The following is a 20,752-nucleotide window of genomic DNA, read 5'->3' on the forward strand; positions in this document are numbered from 1 at the left end:
AGCCACGGCGCCGATTCGCGCCATGCGCTCGTCAGCTGCTTTTGTGATTGCCCTTCGGGAACTGCGCGGCAAGTTCGCTGTACCATTTGCCGCTCTTTTTCACCGTGCGGACCTGCGTGTCGTAGTCGACATGCACGAGGCCGAAGCGCATGCGGTAACCCTCGGCCCATTCGAAATTGTCCATCAGGCTCCAGGCGAAGTAACCGCGCATCGGATAACCGTCCTTGATAAGGTCGGCGACGGTATCGAGGTGCTCGCTGTAGTAGTCGAGGCGCGGCTGGTCATCGACCTCGCCGTTGACGACGCCCATGTTGCAGCAGGCGCCGTTCTCGGTGATGTAGCACTCCGGCAGCTCGTAGCGACGATAGAGATCCTCGACGACGTTCTTCAGGCCCGGTGCATAGACCTCCCAGCCGATATCGGTCTTCACGTCGCTGACGCGCGGCGCCTCGACCGTCCAGGGGAAATCGCCGTTCTTTGCAGGATCGTCAGCGACACGCAGCGGCGTGTAGTAGTTGAGGCCCCACCAGTCGAGTTTCTGATTGATGATCTTGAGGTCGCCCTCTTCCACGACGGGCATCCGGTCGCCGAGTGCTTCCAGGAACTCCTTCGGATACTCGCCGTTGAAGACCGGATCGAAGAAGGCGCCGTTGTGGAACTGGTGAGCCCGTTCGCCAGCCGCCTGGTCGGCTGCGCTGTCAGAGCCTGGCATGACGGACATGGCATTGAGCACGAGCCCGACCGGTACGTTGGGCGCCTCCGAACGGATCGCCTCGACGCCGAGGCCATGCGCAAGGTTCATGTGGTGCATGGCGTGAAGGGCCGCCTGCATGTTGCGCTCGCCCGGCGCATGAATGCCGTAGAGGTGGCTGAGCCACACGATGCACCACGGCTCATTGAAGGTCGCAACGCTGTCGAGACGGTCGCCGAGGCGGGCCATCACGGTCTTGGCATAGCGCTGGAACGCGTAGGCCGTCGAGCGCGCCGTCCAGCCGCCATCGCCGGCGAGAAGCAACGGCAGATCCCAGTGATAGAGCGTTGCGAAGGTCTTGATGCCCCGCGCCTTGCAGCCATCGACGAGGCGATCATAGAAATCCAGACCCGCCTCGTTCACCGGACCTGTGCCATCAGGGATGATGCGCGGCCAGGCGATCGAGAAACGATAGGCTTCGACGCCCATGGACTTGATGAGATCGAGATCCTCATCGAGGCGGTTGTAGTGATCGCAGGCGACATCGCCATTGTCGCGATTGAAGACCCGACCCGGCATATTGCAGAAGGCATCCCAGATGGAGGGCTTGCGACCGTCTGCCTTGGAAGCGCCTTCAATCTGAAACGCTGCCGTCGCAACGCCAAAGGTGAAATCGCCCGGGAAGCGGGCCGCAAGGGTCTTCGGATCGATCATGAGAGGGTTCCGTCTGTTGCTGTTGGACAGGCCGATGCGGCCATCTTCGGTGGCGGTTTAGCCAAGCCAGATAGGCTTGTACAGGGCTCGAATGTCAAAACTGTAACGTTGCAGATGAAAATCCACCATGACGCGAGATGGAAAACACGACCGTTGTCGACCTCCCCGGTTTACGCGATGATCTCATCGCCCGAGGGCAACTGCAACCGCCTCGCAATGCCGATATTGTCAAGAAACACTTCATCGTGACTGACGACAAGCAGCGCGCCGTCATAGGCCCGCAGGCCCGCCTCCACGGCTGCGACGGAATCGATGTCGAGATGGTTGGTCGGCTCATCGAGGATCAAAAGCGGCGGCGGCTTTGCGCCGCCGAGAACACAGGCAAGTCCAGCGCGCAGCAGCTGCCCTCCCGAGAGTGTCGAGACCTGCTGCAGGGCGGCATCCGCCCGGAACATGAAACGCGCCAGCACGGCGCGGCAGGCATTCTCGTTGGCACCGGGATTGAGATTGCCGAAATTCTCGCGGATCGACAGCGATCGATCGAGGAGACTGACGCTCTGATCGAACATCGAAAAGCCGGTCATGACGGAGACCGTCCCGGACCATGGGTGTAGCTCGCCTGTGATCAGCGCCAACAGCGTCGTCTTGCCAGAGCCGTTCGGTCCGGCGATCGCGACGCGATCGGGGCCGGTCATGGCGAAGGAAAGGTTTCGGATGATTGGCTGCTCGGGCCGATAGCCGGCAGCGACGCCCTCCAGCCGGAGAACATCCCTGCCGGGCGGCAGCCCTGTTGACGCGAGCTGGGCTGAGAAGGGCCGGAGGATCTCGATCCGCTTCCGCGCCGCGGACGCCTCCTCCATCGCCTCCTCGCGGCGTTTTTCGCCAAGGCGAACTTTGTTGCCGCTGGTGTTTTCCGCCTGTCGCTTGAGGCCGCCGGCGACAATGCGGGGCATGTCGCCCCTTGCCGCCTTCTTGCGGCCGTTGCGGTCACTGCGGGCCTGCCGCTCCGCCGCAACCTGGGCGCTGCGGACCGCATCGGCAACGCGTCTCTCGCTGTCTGCAAGATCGTGCTCGGCGGCAGCCAATTCGATCGCTTTGCGTTCGCGAAATGCGCTCCAGTTTCCACCGTATCGCCGGGCGCCAAGTGTCGTGATCTCCACGATCGCATCCATGGTGTCGAGCAATTCGCGATCATGGCTGACGACGATGGCGCCGGCCCGCCAGCCGGCAAGTAATGCGATGACCGCTTCGCGCCCATTCCGATCGAGATTGTTGGTCGGTTCGTCGAGAATGAGGAAATCAGGGCCGGAGAAGACGAGGACTGCAAGACCTACACGCGTCCGTTGGCCGCCGGAAAGCGAGGTCAGCAAGGTTTCCGGTTCCGCGTCCAACCCGACGCCTTCGATCGCCGCGGCGATACGCGCCTCGATCGTCCAATCGGCAATTGCGAGTTCGTCAAACGTGGCATCACCGGCTTCGGCGCGGCGAAGGATAGTGAGCGCATCACTGGCGCCGAAGAGATCGGCGACCGTTGCCCCCTCGTCCACCTGGACCGCCTGGCGCAGGATTCCGAGCCGCCCGCCGAAGGCGATGCTGCCGGATTGCGGTTGCAATTCGCCGGCAACGAGCTTCAACAGCGTCGTCTTGCCGACACCATTACGACCGATGAGGCCGGTTCGCTCGGCGCCGAAACTCAGATCGAGATGGGAAAGGAGGGTCCGCCCGTCAGGCGTGGACCACGAAAGATTCGACAGGGTAATGGATGCAGGCATGGATAAAGGACTCCCGAATAGCAAGGCGAACTGGCGTTGCGATCGGGGTGAAATCCATTGCTGCACACATCCTGTTGATGTTGGCGATGGCCGCAATCTAGGCGAGCACCACGCCGAAATCAAGGCAATAGGCGGTGGAGCCGCATCGACGGAACCACGTCAGCCTGAAATCCGCAGCGATTCTGTCACTATAGCACTAGGAACCGCTACTGCTTCTGCTCTTTGAGTTTCACGGCCATCGTCACCGTGCCACGCACGACGATGTCGTTGCGCGAACCGCGATTGAGATCCGCGCTGCTCGTAAGGTTGATGATCTGGCAGCTCTCGGCAAGCGTCTGCAATATGAGATCACATTGCCCGCCCGCCATCAGATAGAACCCTTTCTGGGCGGCCTTGATCTGCTCGCCGCTCTCTTGCCCGGCGTCGACAGGCACCGACAGAGAAACCGTCGTCTGCACGTTCACCGTGCCCGGAACACGTTGGCGGCCATAGAAGTTCGGCGCGCGATTGAGGACCTCCTGCGACAACGCCGGAAACGCAGCGAACGCGAAGGCGCATGTCAGAACTTTGGCAAAAGCTTTCATCGAACGTCTCCCCATCTGGTTGCGCCCGTTTCTGCCACAGCATTGTGAAACGACAATGAGCGCACTCCCTAACATTGTAGGGAGTGCGCTCATTAGTTGCATAAATTATCCAAACCGTACGAGGATCAGACCTTGACCCAGGCGCCGTTCTTCTTCGAGGACGCTACGCAAGCCTCGACGAAGGCAACACCTTTTACGCCGTCATCAACCGTCGGGTAGACCACGGCCTTATCGACTGCCTTGCCCTTCTTGTGTGCGTTGATCGCAAGCGCGGCTTCCGCGTAGATCGTCGCGAAGGCTTCGAGATAGCCTTCCGGATGACCGGACGGAATGCGCGAAACGCGGGCAGCGGCAGGGCCGGAGCCTGCGCCGTTGCGGGTGATCAGGCGCTTCGGCTCGCCGAAGGGCGTGAACCAGAGATAGTTCGGATCGGCCTGCACCCATTCCAGACCACCCTTCGTTCCATAAACGCGGACCTTGAGGCCGTTCTCGTGGCCCGGCGCCACCTGGCTGCACCAGAGCATGCCCTTGGCCGGCTTCTCGGAGCCCTTTGCCTTGAAGCGCAGCATGACGTGGGCGTTGTCGTCGAGACGGCGGCCTTCGACGAAGCTGTCGAGATCGGCGGCGAGGCTGTCGAGCTCCAGTCCGGACACGAAGGAGGCGAGGTTATAGGCATGCGTACCGATATCGCCGGTCGAACCGCCAGCACCCGACTGCGCCGGGTCGGTGCGCCACACAGCCTGCTTGGCACCCGTCTGCTCGACGGCTTCGGTCAGCCAGTCCTGCGGATATTCCGCCTGTACGATGCGGATATCACCGAGTTCGCCATTGGCGATCATCTCGCGCGCCTGACGAACCATTGGGTAACCGGTGTAGTTATGCGTCAGGATAAAGAGCGCGCCGCTCTCGTCGGCCACCTTCTTCAGCTTCTTGGCGTCGGCAAGGTTCGAGGTCAGCGGCTTGTCGCAGATGACATGGATGCCGCGACGCAGGAATTCCTTGGCAGCGTCGTAATGAACATGGTTCGGCGTAACGATCGAAACCGCTTCGATGCCGTTCTTCAGCTTCGCTTCGCGGATCGCCATCTCGCGGTAGCTGGAATAGGTGCGCGACGGATCGAGGCCGAGATCGCGGCCCGATGCCATTGCCTTTTCCGGCGTCGATGACAGCGCGCCTGATATCAGGTCGTACTGGTCGTCGATGCGGGCAGCGATGCGATGGACGGCGCCGATGAACGCGCCCGCGCCGCCGCCGACCATGCCGAGACGGATGCGCGGTTCGCGCGCCTGTTCTGTAGATGCTTCAATTGCCATTGGTTCCTCCTAAATTGCGTAGGGCAGAAACAGCCCCTTCCCTCGGTGGGCTGGGGAAGGGAGTGCCCCTTCCCGCTGCGTCCAATCAACCTTCCTGTAGCGAAGGGCAGTGGCCTCAGAGACCGAGCATGCGGCGGTTGGCCGCCTGGTCCGTACCACCCGCTGCGAAATCGTCGAAGGCCTTTTCCGTGACGCGGATGATGTGCGCCTTGACGAACTCGGCGCCTTCACGTGCGCCGTCCTCCGGATGCTTCAGCGCGCATTCCCACTCGACCACGGCCCAGCCGTCGAAGTTGTTGGCCGTCATCTTCGAGAAGACCGCGCCGAAATCGACCTGACCGTCGCCGAGCGAACGGAAGCGGCCGGCACGCTCGACCCAGCCCTGGTAACCGCCATAGACGCCCTGGCGGCCGGTCGGGTTGAACTCGGCGTCCTTGACGTGGAACATCTTGATCCGGTCCTTGTAGATGTCGATGTTCTCGAGATAGTCGAGGCACTGCAGGATGTAGTGCGACGGATCGTAGAGCATGTTGGCGCGCGGATGGTTCTTTACGCGCTCGAGGAACATCTCGAACGTGATACCGTCATGCAGGTCTTCGCCCGGATGGATTTCGTAGCAGACGTCGACGCCGTTTTCGTCGGCATGGTCGAGGATCGGCTTCCAGCGGTGGGCGAGTTCGTCGAAAGCGGTTTCGACGAGGCCGGCCGGGCGCTGCGGCCACGGGTAGATGAACGGCCAGGCGAGCGCACCGGAGAAGGTCGCATGCGCCTTGATGCCGAGATGCTTCGACGCCGTCAGCGCCATCTTGACCTGTTCGACAGCCCATTCCTGACGCGCCTTCGGATTGCCGCGCACCTCAGGTGCCGCAAAGCCGTCAAACGCTTCATCATAGGCCGGATGCACGGCGACGAGCTGGCCCTGAAGGTGGGTGGAAAGCTCGGTGACTTCGACGCCGTTCTGGCGCGCCACACCGGCAAACTCGTCGCAATAATCCTTTGAGGAAGCCGCCTTCTTGAGGTCCATCAGCTGGCCCGCCCAGGTCGGAACCTGCACGCCCTTGTAGCCGATGTCGGCTGCCCATTTGGTGATCGAATCCCACGAGTTGAAAGGCGCGGCATCGCCCGCGAACTGTCCAAGGAACAGGCCTGGACCCTTGATCGTTTTCATGTCAATTCCTCCCTAAAAGATGACCGTAAACGTTTCTGATAGTGTTCTAGCACGCGATTTGAAGTCTGCAAGCCGATTTCGGCGAAACTGCAAATTTGCCCCGCGGGACGAAAAACGAAGGCGGCCGACTTAAACACGGCCTGTCTCGGCACACAAGATGTACGTACCGCATTTCTGCTGTCCATCCCGTCACAGCGGTGGTGTCCGCCTGCAATCCAGGCACCCGCAGCGTCTTGCGGCGGTAGACATCGCGCCGTGCCGTGCTACTGTCTTTAGACCAGGAGGATGGCGCATGACGCGGCGTCTGGCAGCAATCTTGGATGCGGATGTCGTCGGCTTTTCCCGGCTGATGGGCCTTGATGAAACCGGCACTTTTGCGACGCTGAAAGCGCACAACAGCGAAATCATCGTTCCCAGCATCGACAGACATCACGGGCGCGTCGTGAAATTTCTCGGTGATGGCACGCTGGCCGAATTTGCGAGCGTCGTCGATGCCGTCGGCTGCGCCATGGATATTCAGAGAGCATTGCTTCGGCGCAACGAGGCCATCGAGCCGGATCGGCGCATGGTGTGGCGCATCGGCATCCACGTTGACGATGTGCTGGTCGAAGACGAGGACATTTTCGGCGACGGCGTGAACGTCGCCGCAAGCCTGCAGCAACTGGCACCGCCGGGAGGGATCTGCGTCTCCCAGCAGGTCAACGACCAGATCCGATCGAAGCTTGACTTCCGGGCAATCGATTTCGGCAACCGCAAGCTCAGGAACATCGAGCAACCGGTCCGTGTCTGGCGGTGGACGGCGGAAAGCGTACAACTTCCATCGCCTTCCGCGCCGAAGGATCAGGTCACGAGGCCCTTGCGCAATCGGCCCTCCATTGCGGTGCTGCCCTTCAACAACATGTCGAGCATCGAGGAACAGGAACATTTCTCGGACGGCTTCACGGACGAGTTGATCGCCACGCTGGCACGCTGTCGCTGGCTGCTGGTCGCAGCCCGCAACTCGTCGTTCAGCTACAAGGGCCGGCAGGCCAATGCGCAACAGGTGGCGGAGGACCTTGGTGTCAAGTACGTGCTGGAAGGCAGCGTGCGCCGTGCGGCAGATCGCCTTCGGATCACCGCGCAGTTGCTGAATGGCACGGATGGCTCGCTGCTCTGGGCCGAACGCTACGACCGGACGCTGGCCGACATCTTCGATGTTCAGGACCAGCTTGCTTCTGAGATCACGGGCACGATCGAGCCGGAACTCGGCTCCATCGAGTTCGCCGCCCTTCGTGGCCGCACCGTGTTCGACATGGACGCCTGGGAAATCTACCTGAAGGGCCTCTGGCATCTCTACCGGTTCACACTTGACGAATTGAAGACTGCCAAGGCGCTCTTCGAGCAGGCGATCAGCATTGATCCGACCTTCGCGCAGGCACAGGCCCGCCTGGCCTACGTGCACATTCAGCTTGGCTGGTATGGCCCTCTCGACGAACGAGCTGAGCGCATCTGCGAGGCGATCGACCTTGCCGAACGGGCGATTGGACTGGATCAAAAGGAACCCGCCGCGCACCTCGCCCTGGGTAGAGCGCTTGCGCTCGATGGGGCGACGGAGGCGGGAATTGCGCATCTGCGCAACGCCTTGCAGCTGGATCAGAGTTTTGCGCAGGCTCACTTCGCGCTCGGCCAGGTCCTCTGCTATGTCGAGCGCCCCGCTGAAGGCATTACCGAGATCAAGGAAGCGTTCCGTCTCAGCCCTCGCGATCCGCATCTTTGGACCTTCCATAACATTCTCGCGATCGCGAACTATCAGTTGGACAACATGGCGGAAGCGGCCAAGGCAGCGCGCGCATCGCTCCGCTCCCCGAATGCCACCTTCTGGCCGGCGATCGTTCTGGTTGCGATCCTCGGAAGGCAAGGCAAAACTGACGAGGCTCAGGAAGCGATTGCCAGGCTTCATCGTTTCCGACCGGGAATGAACTGTACCGACGCCCGGCGGGAATTCTATTTCGGCGACAATCCTGTCATGACCGAAACCTTCATCGACCGCTTCATCGCCGATCTCACCAGCGCCGGCCTGTCTGAGTGACGAGCGGAAGCATCAAAATAGACGCCCGTCCTCTCGAACGGGCGCCGCATTGGATTTCTCGGATCAGAACGGAGAATCCGGGAAGTAGAAGTCCTTGGCGTTGTCCTTCGTGACAAGCGTGGCGTCGAGGACGAAGGTGCCGCGAACCGGAACCTGACCGTAAAGACCAGCAGCCGTCAGTTCCATTGCCGTGCCGACCATTGCCGGCGGATAGAGAACGTCGACGGGGATCATCTTGTCGCCGTCCATGACCTTCTTGACCATGTCCTTGGAGCCGGCGCCGGCAACGACATACTTGATGTCGGAACGCTTGGCCTGCTCGATCGCCTGCAGCACGCCGACAGCCATGTCGTCATCCTGGCACCAGACCACGTCGATCTTCGGATACTTCGTCAGGTAATCCTGCATGACCTTGAAGGCATCGTCGCGGTTCCAGTTGCCATACTGGCGGTCAAGAACCTTGACCTTGGAGCCGGCAATACCCTTGTCGAAGCCGTCCTGGCGCTGCTGATCGATCGGAATCGGCAGACCGCGGATGACGACGACTTCGGCGTCCGGCGTCTGCGCTGCGATGTACTTGCCAGCGACTTCGCCGAGCGCCGGGTTGTTGCCGGCAACGTAAAGGTCACGGACGGTGTCATCGTTGGTCGAAGGCGCACGGTCGACAAGCGCGACGTACTTACCCTTGCCCTTGACTTCCTTGATGGCGTTGACGAGCGGATCCGGATCCGACGGCAGGATGACAAGTGCATCGATACCCTGTGTGTCAAGGTCCTGCACAGCGTTCGCCTGGCTGGCGGCATCCGGCGAGGTCTTGACGATGACGTTCAGGCCCGGATGCTGTTCCATCAGCTTCTTGGCGATGCGTTCGGCATGGAACACGACGCCCGAGGTCCAACCATGGTCGGCGGCCGGAATGGACACGCCGATGGTGAACTTCTTGTCCTGTGCGTATGCGGTACCCGCCAGCGTGACGGCCGCAACCGCAAGACCCAACATGAGTTTGCGCATTCTATTTCCTCCCAATAAACGTCAGGGACTTTTCCTACCCGTCAACCGGACGCCCTGTGATCCCGGCCAATTTCCTGGAGCCAGTCCGCTTACGATTTGCGGACCAGCGAGCGCTGCACCAGCATGGCGATAATGATGATCGCACCCTGGATCGCACCGATGAGATATTCGCTGATAAAGTTCGACAGCAGCATGATGTTGCCGACCAGTTCGAGAATGAACGCGCCGCAGATCGTGCCCCAGACGCGGCCGGCGCCACCCTTGAGCGCCGTCCCGCCGACGACGACGGCGGTGATTGCCTGCAGTTCCCAAAGAATGCCCGTCGTTGCAGAGGTCGAGCCGAGGCGCGGCACATAAAGCAGCACGGCGATGGCAACGCAGAGCCCCTGGATGACGAAGGCGATCGTGCGAACACGATTGACCGCGATACCGGAGTAGCGTGCGACGTCGCTGTTGGAACCGACAGCAACGACGTGTCGACCGTAACGCGTGCGATAGAGAATGAAGGCTGCCACGGCGGTGACGGCAAGGATGACGACGATCGGCACCGGCACGCCGAGGATGCTGCCGAAATAGGCCGGGCGGTAAATCGTCTGGATATCCGGCGAGCGCAACGTGATCGCGCCGCCCTGGCTGAGCCATGTTGTCAGGCCACGATAGATGCCCATCGTGCCGAGCGTGGCGATGAACGGCTCGATCCTGCCGACGGTCGTGATCAGGCCGTTGGCCAGTCCACAGAGCGCACCGGCGACGAGCGTGAACACGACCGCGGCCGCCAGCATCAGCGTCGGGTCGGCAATCACGCCGGAATTCATCAAAAGGATCATCAGGCTGGCGACGAAGGCCACCATCGAACCGACAGACAGGTCAAGATCGCCGGCGGAAATCACGAATGTGGCGCCAACGGCAATGATCGCGATGAAGGCGCAGCGGGTCGCGACGTTGGCAAGGTTGGTGATGCCGATGAAGTTCGGGTTGACCAGCGCGCCGACGATCAACAGCAATATCAGAGCCGCGAAGGGCGCCACCGCCCTGAGATCGATATCCCGCCAGGGGCGACGCCTGATTTCCCTGGTCTCCTCATTCACGCTCATCTCCAAACCAACCTCCCGCCACAATATTCGATGGGCATCATACCTGCGCGGCACGACCGTCGCTGCCGCCTCCCCGCCAGCGTCAGGCGGCTTTCTTCTTCAATCCCGCGGCGTAACGCATGATCTCCTGCTCGGAGATCTCGTCGCCCTCAAGCACGCCGACGATCCGTCCTTCGCGCATCACGGCGACGCGCGTGCAGAGGCCGATCACTTCAGGCATCTCCGACGAGACGACGATGATGGACCGACCATCGCGCGCCAACGCCGAGATGAAATGATAGATCTGCTGCTTGGTGCCGACATCGATGCCACGCGTCGGCTCGTCGATGATGATGATTTCGGGCTCGGTCTCCATGACCTTGGCAAGCAGAAGTTTTTGCTGGTTGCCACCAGACATGCGCCCGGCAACGATGTTGGTATCGCGAACGCGGATATCGAAGCGGCGCCGCGCCTTGGCGAGCGCCTGCGCCTCGCTGCTTGGGCTCAGATAGCCGTGCCGCGAATGCTGGCCGAGCGACTGTAGCGTCAGATTGGTCATCATGCCGGAGCGCAGAAGCAAGCCCTTCGACTTGCGATCCTTGGTCATGTAGGCAAGTCCGGCGCGATTGGCGGCGTGCACATCGCCCGACGGAACCGATTCGCCGCGAATGTGGACTTCGCCCGAAGCACGGCTGCGAAGCCCGGCGATCGCCTCCATCAGTTCCGTACGACCGGAACCGATCATGCCCGAAAAACCGATGATCTCGCCCTTGCGAACCTCGAAGCTTGCATCCTGGACATAACCCGTAGAGACGCCCTCGACCCGGAGGACGACTTCCTCGTCGACATTGGGCTCGACCTTGGTGGGATACAGGCGCGACAGCTCGCGCCCGACCATCAGCTGGGCGATCGACTCGCCATCGAGCAGCGAGGTCGGGGCCGTCTTGACCCACTGACCGTCACGCAGCACGGTCACCCGGTCGGTGATTTCCATCACCTCGTCGAGCTTGTGCGATACGAAGATGAAGCTGGTTCCCGCGTCGCGCAGTTTGCGCACCTGCCGGAACAGGAAGTTCGTCTCTTCGCGCGAGAGCACCGCTGTCGGCTCGTCCATGATCACGACCCGGGCATCACGGCTGATTGCCTTGGCGATTTCCACCATCTGCTTGTCGGCGATCGATAATGTGCTGATGATGGCATTCTCGTCGACGTGCGAACCGAGCAGATCGAGTGCCTTGCGCGTCTCGGCACGCATGTATCTGCGATCAAGCATGCCGAACCGTGTGACTTCGCGGCCAAGGAAAAGGCTCTCTGTGACGGTCAGATGTTCGGCAAGATTGAATTCCTGATGGATGAGAACGATGCCGAGCGCTTCGGCTGCGCCATTCGCTGGCAGCGCGACCGGCTCGCCATCGAGCAATATCTCGCCCGAACTCGGCTGCTCGAAACCGGACATGACCTTGACCAGCGTCGATTTGCCGGCGCCGTTTTCACCCATGAGAGCATGGATCTCACCGGCGCGCAGATCGAAATTGACACTGAAGAGGACTTGCACGCCGCTGAACGACTTGCAGATGCGCCGCGCGGACAACACCACGGGCGCGGCGTCGACTGAATCCACACTCATTGACCGGCTTCCTCCCCTGCGGCTCCCATCCGCTTGGCGCCATATGTAAACCTTTACACAACGCATGTAAAGGTTTACATCATTGTTACACACAGATCTGCCGGCCCCGACGTTTGACCTATCGGCAAGTCTGTGTAGTGTCGCGGCGAAGGCATCCCAAGGCAGGACGCAGTGTCGAATTCCACGCCCGCAACCATTGAAGACGTCGCTCGGATCGCCGAGGTCTCGATCGCGACGGTATCGCGGGCGATCCACATGCCGGAGAAAGTAGCCAATTCGACGCGGCTGAAAGTCAACCAGGCAATCGCCATCACCGGCTACACCACGAACGCCATGGCCCGCAGTCTGCGGCTCGGCCGGTCAAACATGATCCTCGTGGTGGCGCCCGATATCGGCGACCCGAACTTTTCCAACATTCTCGTCGGCCTCGAGAACGAAGCACGCGCCCATGGCTACGGCATCCTGATCGGCCATACGCAGAATGACGCACAGCGTGGCCTCGAATATCTGAAGTTTTTGAATTCCAACCAGGCCGCCGGGCTGATTCTCTTCACCGGCATTTTGCCCTTCGGCCACCAGACGATGACGGCCCGGCTGCCGCCAAGCGTCGGCGTGTTCGAGCCGGTTTTCAACGGCGGTATTCCCTATGTCGGCGTCGATGACGTCGAGGGAGCCAGAAAGGCGGTCGACCTGCTGTTGGCCGAGGGTCACCGCAAGATCGCCTTCATCGGCGATTCGCGGACGCGCCTTGCTTACAGCCGCCGCCGTCAGGGCTACGACGCGGGGCTAGATGCCGCGGGCGTTGCACCGGACATGCGTATCGTGCTCGAAGGCGACGGAACGCTTGAAAGCGGTCGTCACGCCGTTGAGCAGCTTTTCATGCGCGACACACTGCCGACCGCCTTCATGTGCGTGAACGACCAGACGGCGATCGGCGTGATGATCGGCCTGAACGCTCGAGGATACGATATCCCGAAGGATTTCTCCGTGACCGGCTTCGACGACGTGCCGCAGGCCGTCTTCATGTCGCCGCCGCTGACCACCATCCGTCAACCGCGGACGTTGATCGGCAAGCAGGCCATGGCGCTGCTCCTGGAGTTTCTTGCCGACCGCCAGCCGGCCGAGACCGAAATATTGCTGCGTCCAGACTTGGTCGTGCGCAATTCGGTCGGTGCTCCTTCGCGTCGATGGACTAAACGCTGAACCCAGCAGCTATCGGACGCTGGCACGGACATCCCGCCGCGCTTGACGGCGGGAGCAATTGGCCTTCACGCCGCAACTGGTTATTGCGACTTTTGAGGATCGTCCGCCGGGTTGACGTACTTGATGCCCCACGGGCCGTTGGTGTTGATTTGCAATACAGTTTCATCGTCGAAGTAGACGAAATGCGCCGTGCCCGGCGGCAAGGCAAAGAAACTGCCCGCAGGCAGTGCCTTGGTGGCGCTCCGATCGGCGGTTTTGCCCATGCCAAACTTGGCGGCACCGGACAGGACTGTGACCACTTCATAGCCAGGATGCGTATGCGGCGGGATCGCATAGCCCGACGGTACTTTGAGCCGAAGGGCAAACAGGCCTTTCTTCGTCGGATTGCCGAACAGGACCGCCGCTTGCGCACCGGCCGGAAGCACCTTGGGGGCCTCGACCCACTTGACATCACCGGGAGCGAATATTGTGTGCGCATCCTCCGCCAGAGCGAGCGATGCGGTCCCACAGAATCCAATCAAGCCGACTGCGAATATCGATGCGATTTTCATGATATCCTCCCTCTCGCCGGGCCTTCCACCTGGGCTGAGCGCTGGGGCAGGCTCGCGAAACCCAAGAATACGTCCGCAGACCGTCTCTAAGCAAGCGCTACTCGGTCATTGGATCAGATGTCGGCAAGTCATTTCACCCGCTTGAACACCCATTTCACGACGTATTCGCCGCTTCGCTTCATCTTGGTTTTCGTTTTGACCTGGATCGGCCCGCCGAGAGCCGCTTCGGCGGCTTCGAATGCCTGCCGCGCCTTGGCCATTGCCATGTGATAGGCGCTGTTGTCGCGCCTGGGGCTGTCGGCGACAGCCTGCACAAGGGCGCTCCAATCACGTTCACTGTTGCGCATGTATCAGCCCTCCCGTTGGCAGCAACGCGGTCTACCCTCCAGCATGTTGGCTACGCAAGCATGAATGATCACACGCGCTATTCGACAAGCCCGAACATAGGGCCGAATCCGCCATGCCACGATTTGTCGTTGCGCCCAAGGGCCGGACTGTAGAGTCCGACACCCCGGCCACCGTCGAGAAACAGCGCATCGGGGCAGGCCAAATAGTCACGGAACAAGCGCGCGAAATCATGGAAATTCACTCCATCTTCGCTGACCGCGAAGCGCACTGCGCCATCGGTGCAGATGCCCACTCCACCGCGGCGGGTCCTGTCCGTCGATCCGATGATAAAGATCGGATTCAGCTTGTTGTCGATGACAAGCATCGGACCGGACTGGGTGGCGAACCGGACCTGGGGACGGCGCTTCAGGAATTCCGGCGTCGGAAGTATTCCGGCGCCAGTATCGCCGAGAAAGAACACGCCATTCGGCCTTTTATAGAAGTTCGGCAGAGGACCGGCGGCAGATCCGTCGCCATACGCGCTGTTGGCAGGCCGCAATTCTTGACCATCTTCGACATAAAGACCGATCGGTGAAAAATCGGGCAGATACATGCCGGCATTGACCGCGAACGCCAGGGTCTGTCCCTTGCTGCGAACGGCCTCGGCAACGCCGGAGAAATCACGATAAGGCTCGCCATCCGCGTTCTTCCAGAACAACCGGAGATCGCCTTTTCCTTTTTCAATGGTGCAGACGATATACGCGTTTCCTTCGAAGGTGTCCTGCGCGCAGGGTTGCGCGGAAGCGGCTCCCGCAGATATCGCAGCGGCCAGCATCGCGGCCCCTGCAAGCATACTCTCTCTGAAATAGGCCATCGCTGCCGTGCCCTTTCTTTCAGATCGCCATTCGACCGCCAGCAATGCCAAGCGCCAAGCAGGATATCTCGCGTCAACCTTCAAAGCATGGCCACGTGTGCTACCGCGATCAACAAAAAAAGTCGGGAAACCTTCGCTCCCCGACCCTCTCCTCCGCAATAAACCGCCGATCAGACGTAACGGTTGACGATGTTTTCGAGCAGTTCCTGCTTGCCGGACTTCGGCTGCGGGTTGATGTCCTTGGCTTCGACCCACTCTGCGATCTGCTCGAGCGAGTATTCGCCGCGGGCGAGCTTCTGGCCTTCGGCCGAATCCCAGCCGGCGTAGCGAGCGTCGAGCGGGCCGGACAGAGCCTTGTCCTCGATCATCTTGGCAGCAGCCTTGAGACCGCGGGCGCAGGCATCCATGCCGCCGATATGGCCGATCAGCAGATCTTCCGCGTCGAGCGACTGGCGGCGCAGCTTGGCGTCGAAGTTGGTGCCGCCCGTCGTGAAGCCGCCGCCCTGCAGGACCTGGTAATAAGCGAGCGCCATCTCAGGAACGTTGTTCGGGAACTGGTCGGTATCCCAGCCGGACTGGTAGTCGTTGCGGTTCATGTCGATCGAGCCGAAGATGCCGAGCGCGTTGGCGAGCGCCAGTTCGTGCTCGAACGAGTGGCCGGCGAGGATCGCATGGCCCTGCTCGATGTTGACCTTCACTTCGTTTTCGAGGCCGTGCTGCTTCAGGAAGCCGTAGACCGTCGCGACGTCGTAGTCGTACTGGTGCTTGGTCGGCTCTTGCGGCTTCGGCTCGATGAGGATCGTGCCCTTGAAGCCGATCTTGTGCTTGTACTCGACGACGAGGTTGAGGAAGCGGCCGAGATGGTCGAGTTCCTTCTTGAGATCGGTATTGAGCAGGGTTTCATAGCCTTCGCGGCCGCCCCAGAGAACGTAGTTGGCGCCGCCGAGCTTCATCGTGGCGTCCATGCAGGTCTTAACCGTCGCGGCCGAGTAGGCGAAAACTTCAGGATCGGGGTTCGTGGCGGCACCCGACATGAAGCGGCGGTTGGAGAAGAGGTTCGCCGTGCCCCAGAGCAGCTTGGTTCCGGTCGCCGCCTGCTTCTCGGCGAAGTAGTCGACGATCTCGTTCAGGTTCTTGGTGTTTTCAACGAAGTTCTTGCCTTCGGGACGCACATCGGCGTCGTGGAAACAGTAGAACGGTGCGTCGAGGATCTGGAAGAGTTCGAACGCCACATCGGCCTTCAGCTTGGCGGCCTTCATCGTGTCTTCGAACCAGGGGCGCAGGAAGGTCTGGCCGCCGAAGGGGTCGCCGCCCTGCCAGGCAAAGGTGTGCCAGTAGGCAACGGCAAAGCGCAGATGGTCTTCCAGGCGCCTGCCGAGAACGACTTCGTCCTTGTTGTAGTGACGGAAGGCGAGCGGATTGGTGCTCTCAGGGCCCTCATACTTGATCTTCTGGATGTCGCCGAAGAATCCGGTGCTCATCTCGTGTCTCCTCAGGTTTCGGATTGTAGTTCTGGGTTCAATGCTGCAGCGATTTGATCGCCGGGTAGAGAGCGCGATAGCGCTTGTAGGCATCCTCGTAGGCGCCAGAGAGCGCCGCGACGGGTTCGATCGTGCCCGCCGTCTTCGGCGGCGTGCAGACGGCAACCGGGTCGGCGCCGGTCGCCGCGATCAGGCCGAGACGCGCAGCGCCAAATGCCGCGCCGAAGTCGCCATCGGCAGGCAGGTCGACGAGGACACCGAGCGCAGTCGCGATCGAAGCCAGCCAGTAGCGCGAGCGCGAACCGCCGCCGATCGCCGTAACGCGAGAAATATCCGTGCCCGCAGAGCGCAGTGCTTCCAGATTGTCGCGGATAGCGAAGGACACGCCTTCGAGGACCGCCTGGGTCAACACCACGCGGCTGCTCTCATGCTCGAGGCCGATGAACGCGCCGCGGATGACAGCATCGTTGTGCGGCGTGCGCTCGCCGGAGAGATAGGGAAGGAAGGTGACGCCGGAGGGCGCCTTCAGCGTCTCGCCGAGCTCGGTCGTCAGATCCGCCGCCGACTTTCCGGTGACACTGGAGTGCCAGTTCAGCGCGTCCGTCGCCGAGAGGATGACGCCCATCTGATGCCAGGTGTTGGGCAGCGCGTGGCAGAAGGCGTGTACGGCGCTTTCCGGCTTCGGCAGATAGGCGGCATTGGCCGCGAAGAGAACGCCCGAGGTGCCGAGCGACACGAAGGCCGCGCCATCGCTGACGGTGCCCATGCCGCAAGCCGAAGCCGCGTTGTCGCCCGCGCCGCCGGCAACGACGACGCCACCAGACATGCCCCACTGACCGGCCAGCTCGCCGCGCAGCTTGCCGCCCTGCTCCGTGCCTTCGATCAGGCGAGGCATCTGCTTTTCATCAAGGCCGGTGGCTGCAAGAAGCTCAGATGACCAGGCGCGCTTTCCGGTATCGAGCCAGGAGGTGCCGGCCGAATCCGACATCTCGGAGATGTGCTCGCCGGTCAGCCAGAGGCGCAGGTAATCCTTCGGCAGCAGCACCTTGGCGACCTTGGCAAAGATCGCAGGCTCATGCTTGGCAACCCAGGCAAGCTTCGGCGCGGTGAAGCCGGGGAAAACGATATTGCCGGTCAGCTTGCGGAAGCGCGGATCGGAATCCAGCCCAGCCGCTTCGACGTAGGAGCGCGTATCGTTCCAGAGAATGCAGGGACGCAGGACTTTGTCGTCGGCATCGAGCAGCGTCGCGCCATGCATCTGGCCGGAGAGGCCAATGCCCTTCACGGCGGCGAGCTCCTTCGGATGCTTTGCCTTCAGCCCGGCAACAGCCTCTTCCGTCGCGCGGATCCAGTGCGAGGGCTCCTGCTCCGACCAGCCGGAATGCGGGCGCGAGACGTCGAGCGAACCATTGGCCGAGCCGATGATCTTCTGATCGCCGTCGATCAGCATGGCTTTGACGCCGGAGGTTCCGAGATCGAGACCCAGATACATGTGTTTCTCCCTTTGCCGTTACGGCAGATTGTCTTTCAGGAATATGTCGAGGCGGATGCGCTCTTGCGCCTCGATGACGGCAAGCCCGTCAGCCTTCGCCTTGAGGACGCGGATGGCGCTGCGCACCTCATGCCCCGCATCTTGGTTCAGAATTGCGTCAATGGTGCCGTCAAGCAGCGCGGCGCGGGTATGTGTCGTCAACTCATGGGCGATGACCGTCAGCGACCGATCGACTGCCTTTTCCTTCAGCGCCCTGATCAGACCACGATTGCCGGCACCGAGGCTGTAGACTCCAATGATGCCGCTTTTCTTCGACAGCGCGTCCGCCACCAGCATATGCGCCATCTCGGGATCGTCGCGGCCTTCGATGACAGGCAAAATGGAGAGCAATGGAAACTCCGCCGCCATGACGGAAGCAAAGCCCTCGAGGCGTTCGCGATGGTCGCGGACCAGCATCGAGCCGGCGAGCACCGCGATCTCGCCCGTGGCGCCGCCGAGGAAACGCCCGAGAAGCCGTGCGGCAGTACGGCCGGCAGCAATATTGTCGACGCCGGCATAGTGATGGCGCTGCGAACCGGTGAGATCCGAGACCAGTGTCACGACTGGAATGCCATCCTGCACCAGACGGTCGACGGCATCGCGCACCTCAGGCGCATCAGTCGCGACAAGCGCGATCCCCGAAGGCCGCTCTTTTCCAAGTTCGTCCAGAACCCTGACCAGCGCTGTCGGATCGAACGCCGGTACCTCAAGGGTGCGGATGTCCGTTCGCTCCACGGGCGAGCGAGCGACCGCGGCGCGCACCTCGTCGTTCAACCCATGCATAAAGGAGTTGTCGCTTGCAGGAAGGATGAACACAAGCGGATAGGTCCGACCCTTTGCGAGGTTGGCAGCAGCGACATCCCTGACGTAGCCAATCTCGCGAATGGCCTTCTCGACCTTCTCGCGCGTCACGTGGCGCACGCCCGGCCGCTGGTTCAAAACCCGATCGACGGTTGCGAGGCTGACGCCTGCGGCGGCAGCAATATCGTGAACTGTTGGCCTCATCTTTCCTCCTGACGAGACCTTTAACTCCAAATCTGATGTACGTAAATCAAAATCTACGAACGCTTCCGTACACGTCAGATATTTGTGTAAAACAAAGGCCGATCTGATGATATCCGATCGGCCCCTGAACGTTGATTTGAAAGACTAATTAGTGGCCTCCGCCACCTCCGCCCCCACCTTGCGGCGCGGGTTTGTCGAGCATCGCCACGCCGAGGATCATGGCCAGGAAAAGCAAGGTCAACATCAGGAAGACGTCGCTGAAAGCCAGGACGACGGCCTGCTTCGTCACCAGTCCGACCATCTGCTTGATGGCAACAACGGCGCCGTCCATGCCGTAGGTATTGAAGTTCGCTGCCATGTTGTTCATCTGGTCGATTGCAGCAGGGCTTCCCCAATCGATATTCTCGCGCAGCCGCTCGTAATGAACGTCCTGCCGGTTCGTCAGCACCGTGTTGATGATCGCTAGCCCCACAGCGCCGCCGAGGTTGCGGGTCAGGTTGAAGAGGCCGGACGCGCCGCGCATGCGGGCCGGCGGCATCGTGCCGAGCGCGATGTTGTTGATCGGCACCATGCACATCATCAGCCCGAAGCCGCGGAATATCTGCGGAATGAAGAGTTCGTAGAAGTCCCAGTCCTGCGTCAGATGCGTCATGATGTAGGTGCCGGCCGCAAAGCTGGCGAAACCGATTATCATCATGAGCCGCAGGTCTATCTTCGTCGACAGCTTTCCGGCAATCGGCGCAGTGAAGAACATCGCAAGGCCTGACACGAACATGGTCTCGCCGATCATCAGCGAGTCGTAGCCGCGGATGCGGCCCAGATAGACCGGGTAGATATAGGTCAAGCCGTAGAGGCCGATCCCCATCACGAACGAGAATACGGAGCCGAAGGCGAAGTTTCGGTTCGTGAAGGCCCTCAAGTCAACGACCGGGAATTCCACGGTGAAGGCCCGATAGAAGAAGACAACGGCAGCAACCGCAGAGGCGATCGCACCCATGAAGATATAGCTGTCGTTGAACCAGTCGTTGGAGTTGCCTTCCTCCAGCACATATTCCAGCGCACCGAGGAAAACGCCCATCGACAACAAGCCCCACCAATCGAACTTCCTGATCAGCGAGAATTCCGGCTTGTCGAAATCGATGAAATTCCACGTGACGATCGTCACGATGATGCCGGGCACGATGTTGACTAGGAACAGCCAGTGCCAGGAGAAGGCATGGCTAAGATAGCCGCCGACGGTCGGGCCGATCGTCGGGGCAAGCGTTGCGATCAGGCCGATGATCGGCGACACGATGCTGCGCTTGGAAGGCGGGAAGATCGTGAATGCGGCGGCAAAGACGGACGGGATCATGCCGCCGCCGATGAAGCCCTGAATGGCGCGATAGACAATCATCTGGTCGATGTTCGTCGCCGTCGCGCAGAGCGCGCTCGCCATGGTGAAACCGGCGGCCGAGGCCGCAAACAGATATCGCGTCGAGACGATGCGCGCGAGCGTCCCCGACAGCGGAATCATGATGACTTCCGCGATCAGATAGGAGGTCTGCACCCAGCCGATCTCGTCCGAGCCGGCGCTGAGGCCAGCCTGGATTTCCGCAAGCGATGCCGAAACGATCTGGATGTCGAGGATCGACATGAACATTCCAAGCACCATCGCGAAGAACGCAATGAGCTTGCGGGGATCCATGTGATCCGTGGCAGCCGGAGTCGCCGGAACGGTTCCAACTGTTGCGCTCGCGGCCATGGGTCTACCTCGTCAGCC

At 61.2% G+C, this 20,752-nt stretch carries 17 protein-coding genes; 2 read left to right on the forward strand and 15 right to left on the reverse strand.

Features of this window, described 5'->3' with window-relative positions:
- Window positions 1-31 precede the first annotated feature (31 nt).
- From ATY80_RS09255 to ATY80_RS09275, 5 genes are all read right to left on the reverse strand, one after another.
- Window positions 32-1,405 carry a GH1 family beta-glucosidase gene (locus tag ATY80_RS09255; RefSeq protein WP_088692142.1) on the reverse strand — a complete coding sequence of 458 codons (1,374 nt, stop codon included), beginning with the start codon at window positions 1,403-1,405 and terminating at the stop codon, window positions 32-34.
- Between the two features lie 170 nt (window positions 1,406-1,575).
- On the reverse strand, window positions 1,576-3,177 hold the full coding sequence (locus ATY80_RS09260; RefSeq protein ID WP_088692143.1) for an ABC-F family ATP-binding cassette domain-containing protein: 1,602 nt from the start codon (window positions 3,175-3,177) through the stop codon (window positions 1,576-1,578).
- Between the two features lie 206 nt (window positions 3,178-3,383).
- Window positions 3,384-3,761 (reverse strand): hypothetical protein, encoded by a 378-nt coding sequence (locus ATY80_RS09265; protein ID WP_088692144.1) that lies wholly within the window; start codon window positions 3,759-3,761, stop codon window positions 3,384-3,386.
- A 125-nt stretch (window positions 3,762-3,886) separates the two neighbouring features.
- On the reverse strand, window positions 3,887-5,074 hold the full coding sequence (locus ATY80_RS09270) for a Gfo/Idh/MocA family oxidoreductase (protein WP_088692145.1): 1,188 nt from the start codon (window positions 5,072-5,074) through the stop codon (window positions 3,887-3,889).
- 115 nt (window positions 5,075-5,189) lie between these two features.
- Window positions 5,190-6,242 carry a sugar phosphate isomerase/epimerase gene (locus ATY80_RS09275; protein WP_088692146.1) on the reverse strand — a complete coding sequence of 351 codons (1,053 nt, stop codon included), beginning with the start codon at window positions 6,240-6,242 and terminating at the stop codon, window positions 5,190-5,192.
- A gap of 292 nt (window positions 6,243-6,534) precedes the next feature.
- Between ATY80_RS09275 and ATY80_RS09280 the strand changes: the two genes are divergently transcribed.
- A complete protein-coding gene (locus ATY80_RS09280) occupies window positions 6,535-8,310 on the forward strand; it encodes a tetratricopeptide repeat protein (RefSeq protein WP_088692147.1) in 1,776 nt (591 codons plus the stop codon).
- Between the two features lie 63 nt (window positions 8,311-8,373).
- Here the strand turns inward: ATY80_RS09280 and ATY80_RS09285 are convergent, their stop codons facing one another.
- The 3 genes from ATY80_RS09285 to ATY80_RS09295 all read right to left on the reverse strand — a co-directional run bounded on the left by ATY80_RS09285 (window position 8,374) and on the right by ATY80_RS09295 (window position 12,021).
- Entirely contained in the window at window positions 8,374-9,321 is a 948-nt protein-coding gene (locus ATY80_RS09285) for a substrate-binding domain-containing protein (protein WP_088692148.1), read from the reverse strand.
- An 89-nt stretch (window positions 9,322-9,410) separates the two neighbouring features.
- The gene (locus tag ATY80_RS09290; protein WP_088692149.1) at window positions 9,411-10,415 is read right to left on the reverse strand and encodes an ABC transporter permease; all 1,005 of its coding nucleotides are present in this window, start codon (window positions 10,413-10,415) and stop codon (window positions 9,411-9,413) included.
- A gap of 82 nt (window positions 10,416-10,497) precedes the next feature.
- Window positions 10,498-12,021 (reverse strand): sugar ABC transporter ATP-binding protein, encoded by a 1,524-nt coding sequence (locus tag ATY80_RS09295; protein ID WP_088692150.1) that lies wholly within the window; start codon window positions 12,019-12,021, stop codon window positions 10,498-10,500.
- A 171-nt stretch (window positions 12,022-12,192) separates the two neighbouring features.
- Here ATY80_RS09295 and ATY80_RS09300 point away from each other — a divergent pair, with 171 nt between their 5' ends.
- Window positions 12,193-13,224, forward strand: coding sequence for a LacI family DNA-binding transcriptional regulator (locus ATY80_RS09300; RefSeq protein ID WP_088692151.1), 1,032 nt, complete (start codon window positions 12,193-12,195; stop codon window positions 13,222-13,224).
- Window positions 13,225-13,304: 80 nt separating this feature from the next.
- Here the strand turns inward: ATY80_RS09300 and ATY80_RS09305 are convergent, their stop codons facing one another.
- The 7 genes from ATY80_RS09305 to ATY80_RS09335 form a co-directional block, all read right to left on the reverse strand.
- Window positions 13,305-13,775, reverse strand: a complete 471-nt coding sequence (locus ATY80_RS09305) for a cupin domain-containing protein (protein WP_088692152.1) — start codon at window positions 13,773-13,775, stop codon at window positions 13,305-13,307.
- 128 nt (window positions 13,776-13,903) lie between these two features.
- Window positions 13,904-14,122 carry a hypothetical protein gene (locus ATY80_RS09310; RefSeq protein WP_088692153.1) on the reverse strand — a complete coding sequence of 73 codons (219 nt, stop codon included), beginning with the start codon at window positions 14,120-14,122 and terminating at the stop codon, window positions 13,904-13,906.
- Between the two features lie 77 nt (window positions 14,123-14,199).
- Complete coding sequence (locus ATY80_RS09315; protein WP_088692226.1) at window positions 14,200-14,976, reverse strand: phosphodiester glycosidase family protein; 777 nt, start codon at window positions 14,974-14,976, stop codon at window positions 14,200-14,202.
- Window positions 14,977-15,146: 170 nt separating this feature from the next.
- The gene (gene xylA / locus ATY80_RS09320; protein WP_088692154.1) at window positions 15,147-16,457 is read right to left on the reverse strand and encodes a xylose isomerase; all 1,311 of its coding nucleotides are present in this window, start codon (window positions 16,455-16,457) and stop codon (window positions 15,147-15,149) included.
- A gap of 37 nt (window positions 16,458-16,494) precedes the next feature.
- Window positions 16,495-17,949 carry a xylulokinase gene (gene xylB / locus ATY80_RS09325; RefSeq protein WP_088692155.1) on the reverse strand — a complete coding sequence of 485 codons (1,455 nt, stop codon included), beginning with the start codon at window positions 17,947-17,949 and terminating at the stop codon, window positions 16,495-16,497.
- Between the two features lie 18 nt (window positions 17,950-17,967).
- Complete coding sequence (locus ATY80_RS09330; protein ID WP_088692156.1) at window positions 17,968-18,993, reverse strand: LacI family DNA-binding transcriptional regulator; 1,026 nt, start codon at window positions 18,991-18,993, stop codon at window positions 17,968-17,970.
- A 148-nt stretch (window positions 18,994-19,141) separates the two neighbouring features.
- Window positions 19,142-20,734 (reverse strand): DHA2 family efflux MFS transporter permease subunit, encoded by a 1,593-nt coding sequence (locus ATY80_RS09335; protein ID WP_088692157.1) that lies wholly within the window; start codon window positions 20,732-20,734, stop codon window positions 19,142-19,144.
- Between the last annotated feature and the right edge of the window lie 18 nt (window positions 20,735-20,752).

The sequence above is a fragment of the Rhizobium sp. R711 genome (assembly GCF_002211365.1).
GTDB lineage: Bacteria > Pseudomonadota > Alphaproteobacteria > Rhizobiales > Rhizobiaceae > Rhizobium.

Coding starts and splice junctions, on each gene's coding strand:
- ATY80_RS09295 (WP_088692150.1), bottom strand. CDS start 12,021: ATGAGTGTGGATTCAGTCGACGCCGCGCCCGTGGTGTTGTCCGCGCGG.
- ATY80_RS09315 (WP_088692226.1), bottom strand. CDS start 14,976: ATGGCCTATTTCAGAGAGAGTATGCTTGCAGGGGCCGCGATGCTGGCC.
- ATY80_RS09255 (WP_088692142.1), bottom strand. CDS start 1,405: ATGATCGATCCGAAGACCCTTGCGGCCCGCTTCCCGGGCGATTTCACC.
- ATY80_RS09310 (WP_088692153.1), bottom strand. CDS start 14,122: ATGCGCAACAGTGAACGTGATTGGAGCGCCCTTGTGCAGGCTGTCGCC.
- ATY80_RS09275 (WP_088692146.1), bottom strand. CDS start 6,242: ATGAAAACGATCAAGGGTCCAGGCCTGTTCCTTGGACAGTTCGCGGGC.
- ATY80_RS09335 (WP_088692157.1), bottom strand. CDS start 20,734: ATGGCCGCGAGCGCAACAGTTGGAACCGTTCCGGCGACTCCGGCTGCC.
- ATY80_RS09285 (WP_088692148.1), bottom strand. CDS start 9,321: ATGCGCAAACTCATGTTGGGTCTTGCGGTTGCGGCCGTCACGCTGGCG.
- xylA (WP_088692154.1), bottom strand. CDS start 16,457: ATGAGCACCGGATTCTTCGGCGACATCCAGAAGATCAAGTATGAGGGC.
- ATY80_RS09280 (WP_088692147.1), top strand. CDS start 6,535: ATGACGCGGCGTCTGGCAGCAATCTTGGATGCGGATGTCGTCGGCTTT.
- ATY80_RS09260 (WP_088692143.1), bottom strand. CDS start 3,177: ATGCCTGCATCCATTACCCTGTCGAATCTTTCGTGGTCCACGCCTGAC.
- ATY80_RS09330 (WP_088692156.1), bottom strand. CDS start 18,993: ATGAGGCCAACAGTTCACGATATTGCTGCCGCCGCAGGCGTCAGCCTC.
- ATY80_RS09290 (WP_088692149.1), bottom strand. CDS start 10,415: ATGAGCGTGAATGAGGAGACCAGGGAAATCAGGCGTCGCCCCTGGCGG.
- ATY80_RS09270 (WP_088692145.1), bottom strand. CDS start 5,074: ATGGCAATTGAAGCATCTACAGAACAGGCGCGCGAACCGCGCATCCGT.
- xylB (WP_088692155.1), bottom strand. CDS start 17,949: ATGTATCTGGGTCTCGATCTCGGAACCTCCGGCGTCAAAGCCATGCTG.
- ATY80_RS09265 (WP_088692144.1), bottom strand. CDS start 3,761: ATGAAAGCTTTTGCCAAAGTTCTGACATGCGCCTTCGCGTTCGCTGCG.
- ATY80_RS09305 (WP_088692152.1), bottom strand. CDS start 13,775: ATGAAAATCGCATCGATATTCGCAGTCGGCTTGATTGGATTCTGTGGG.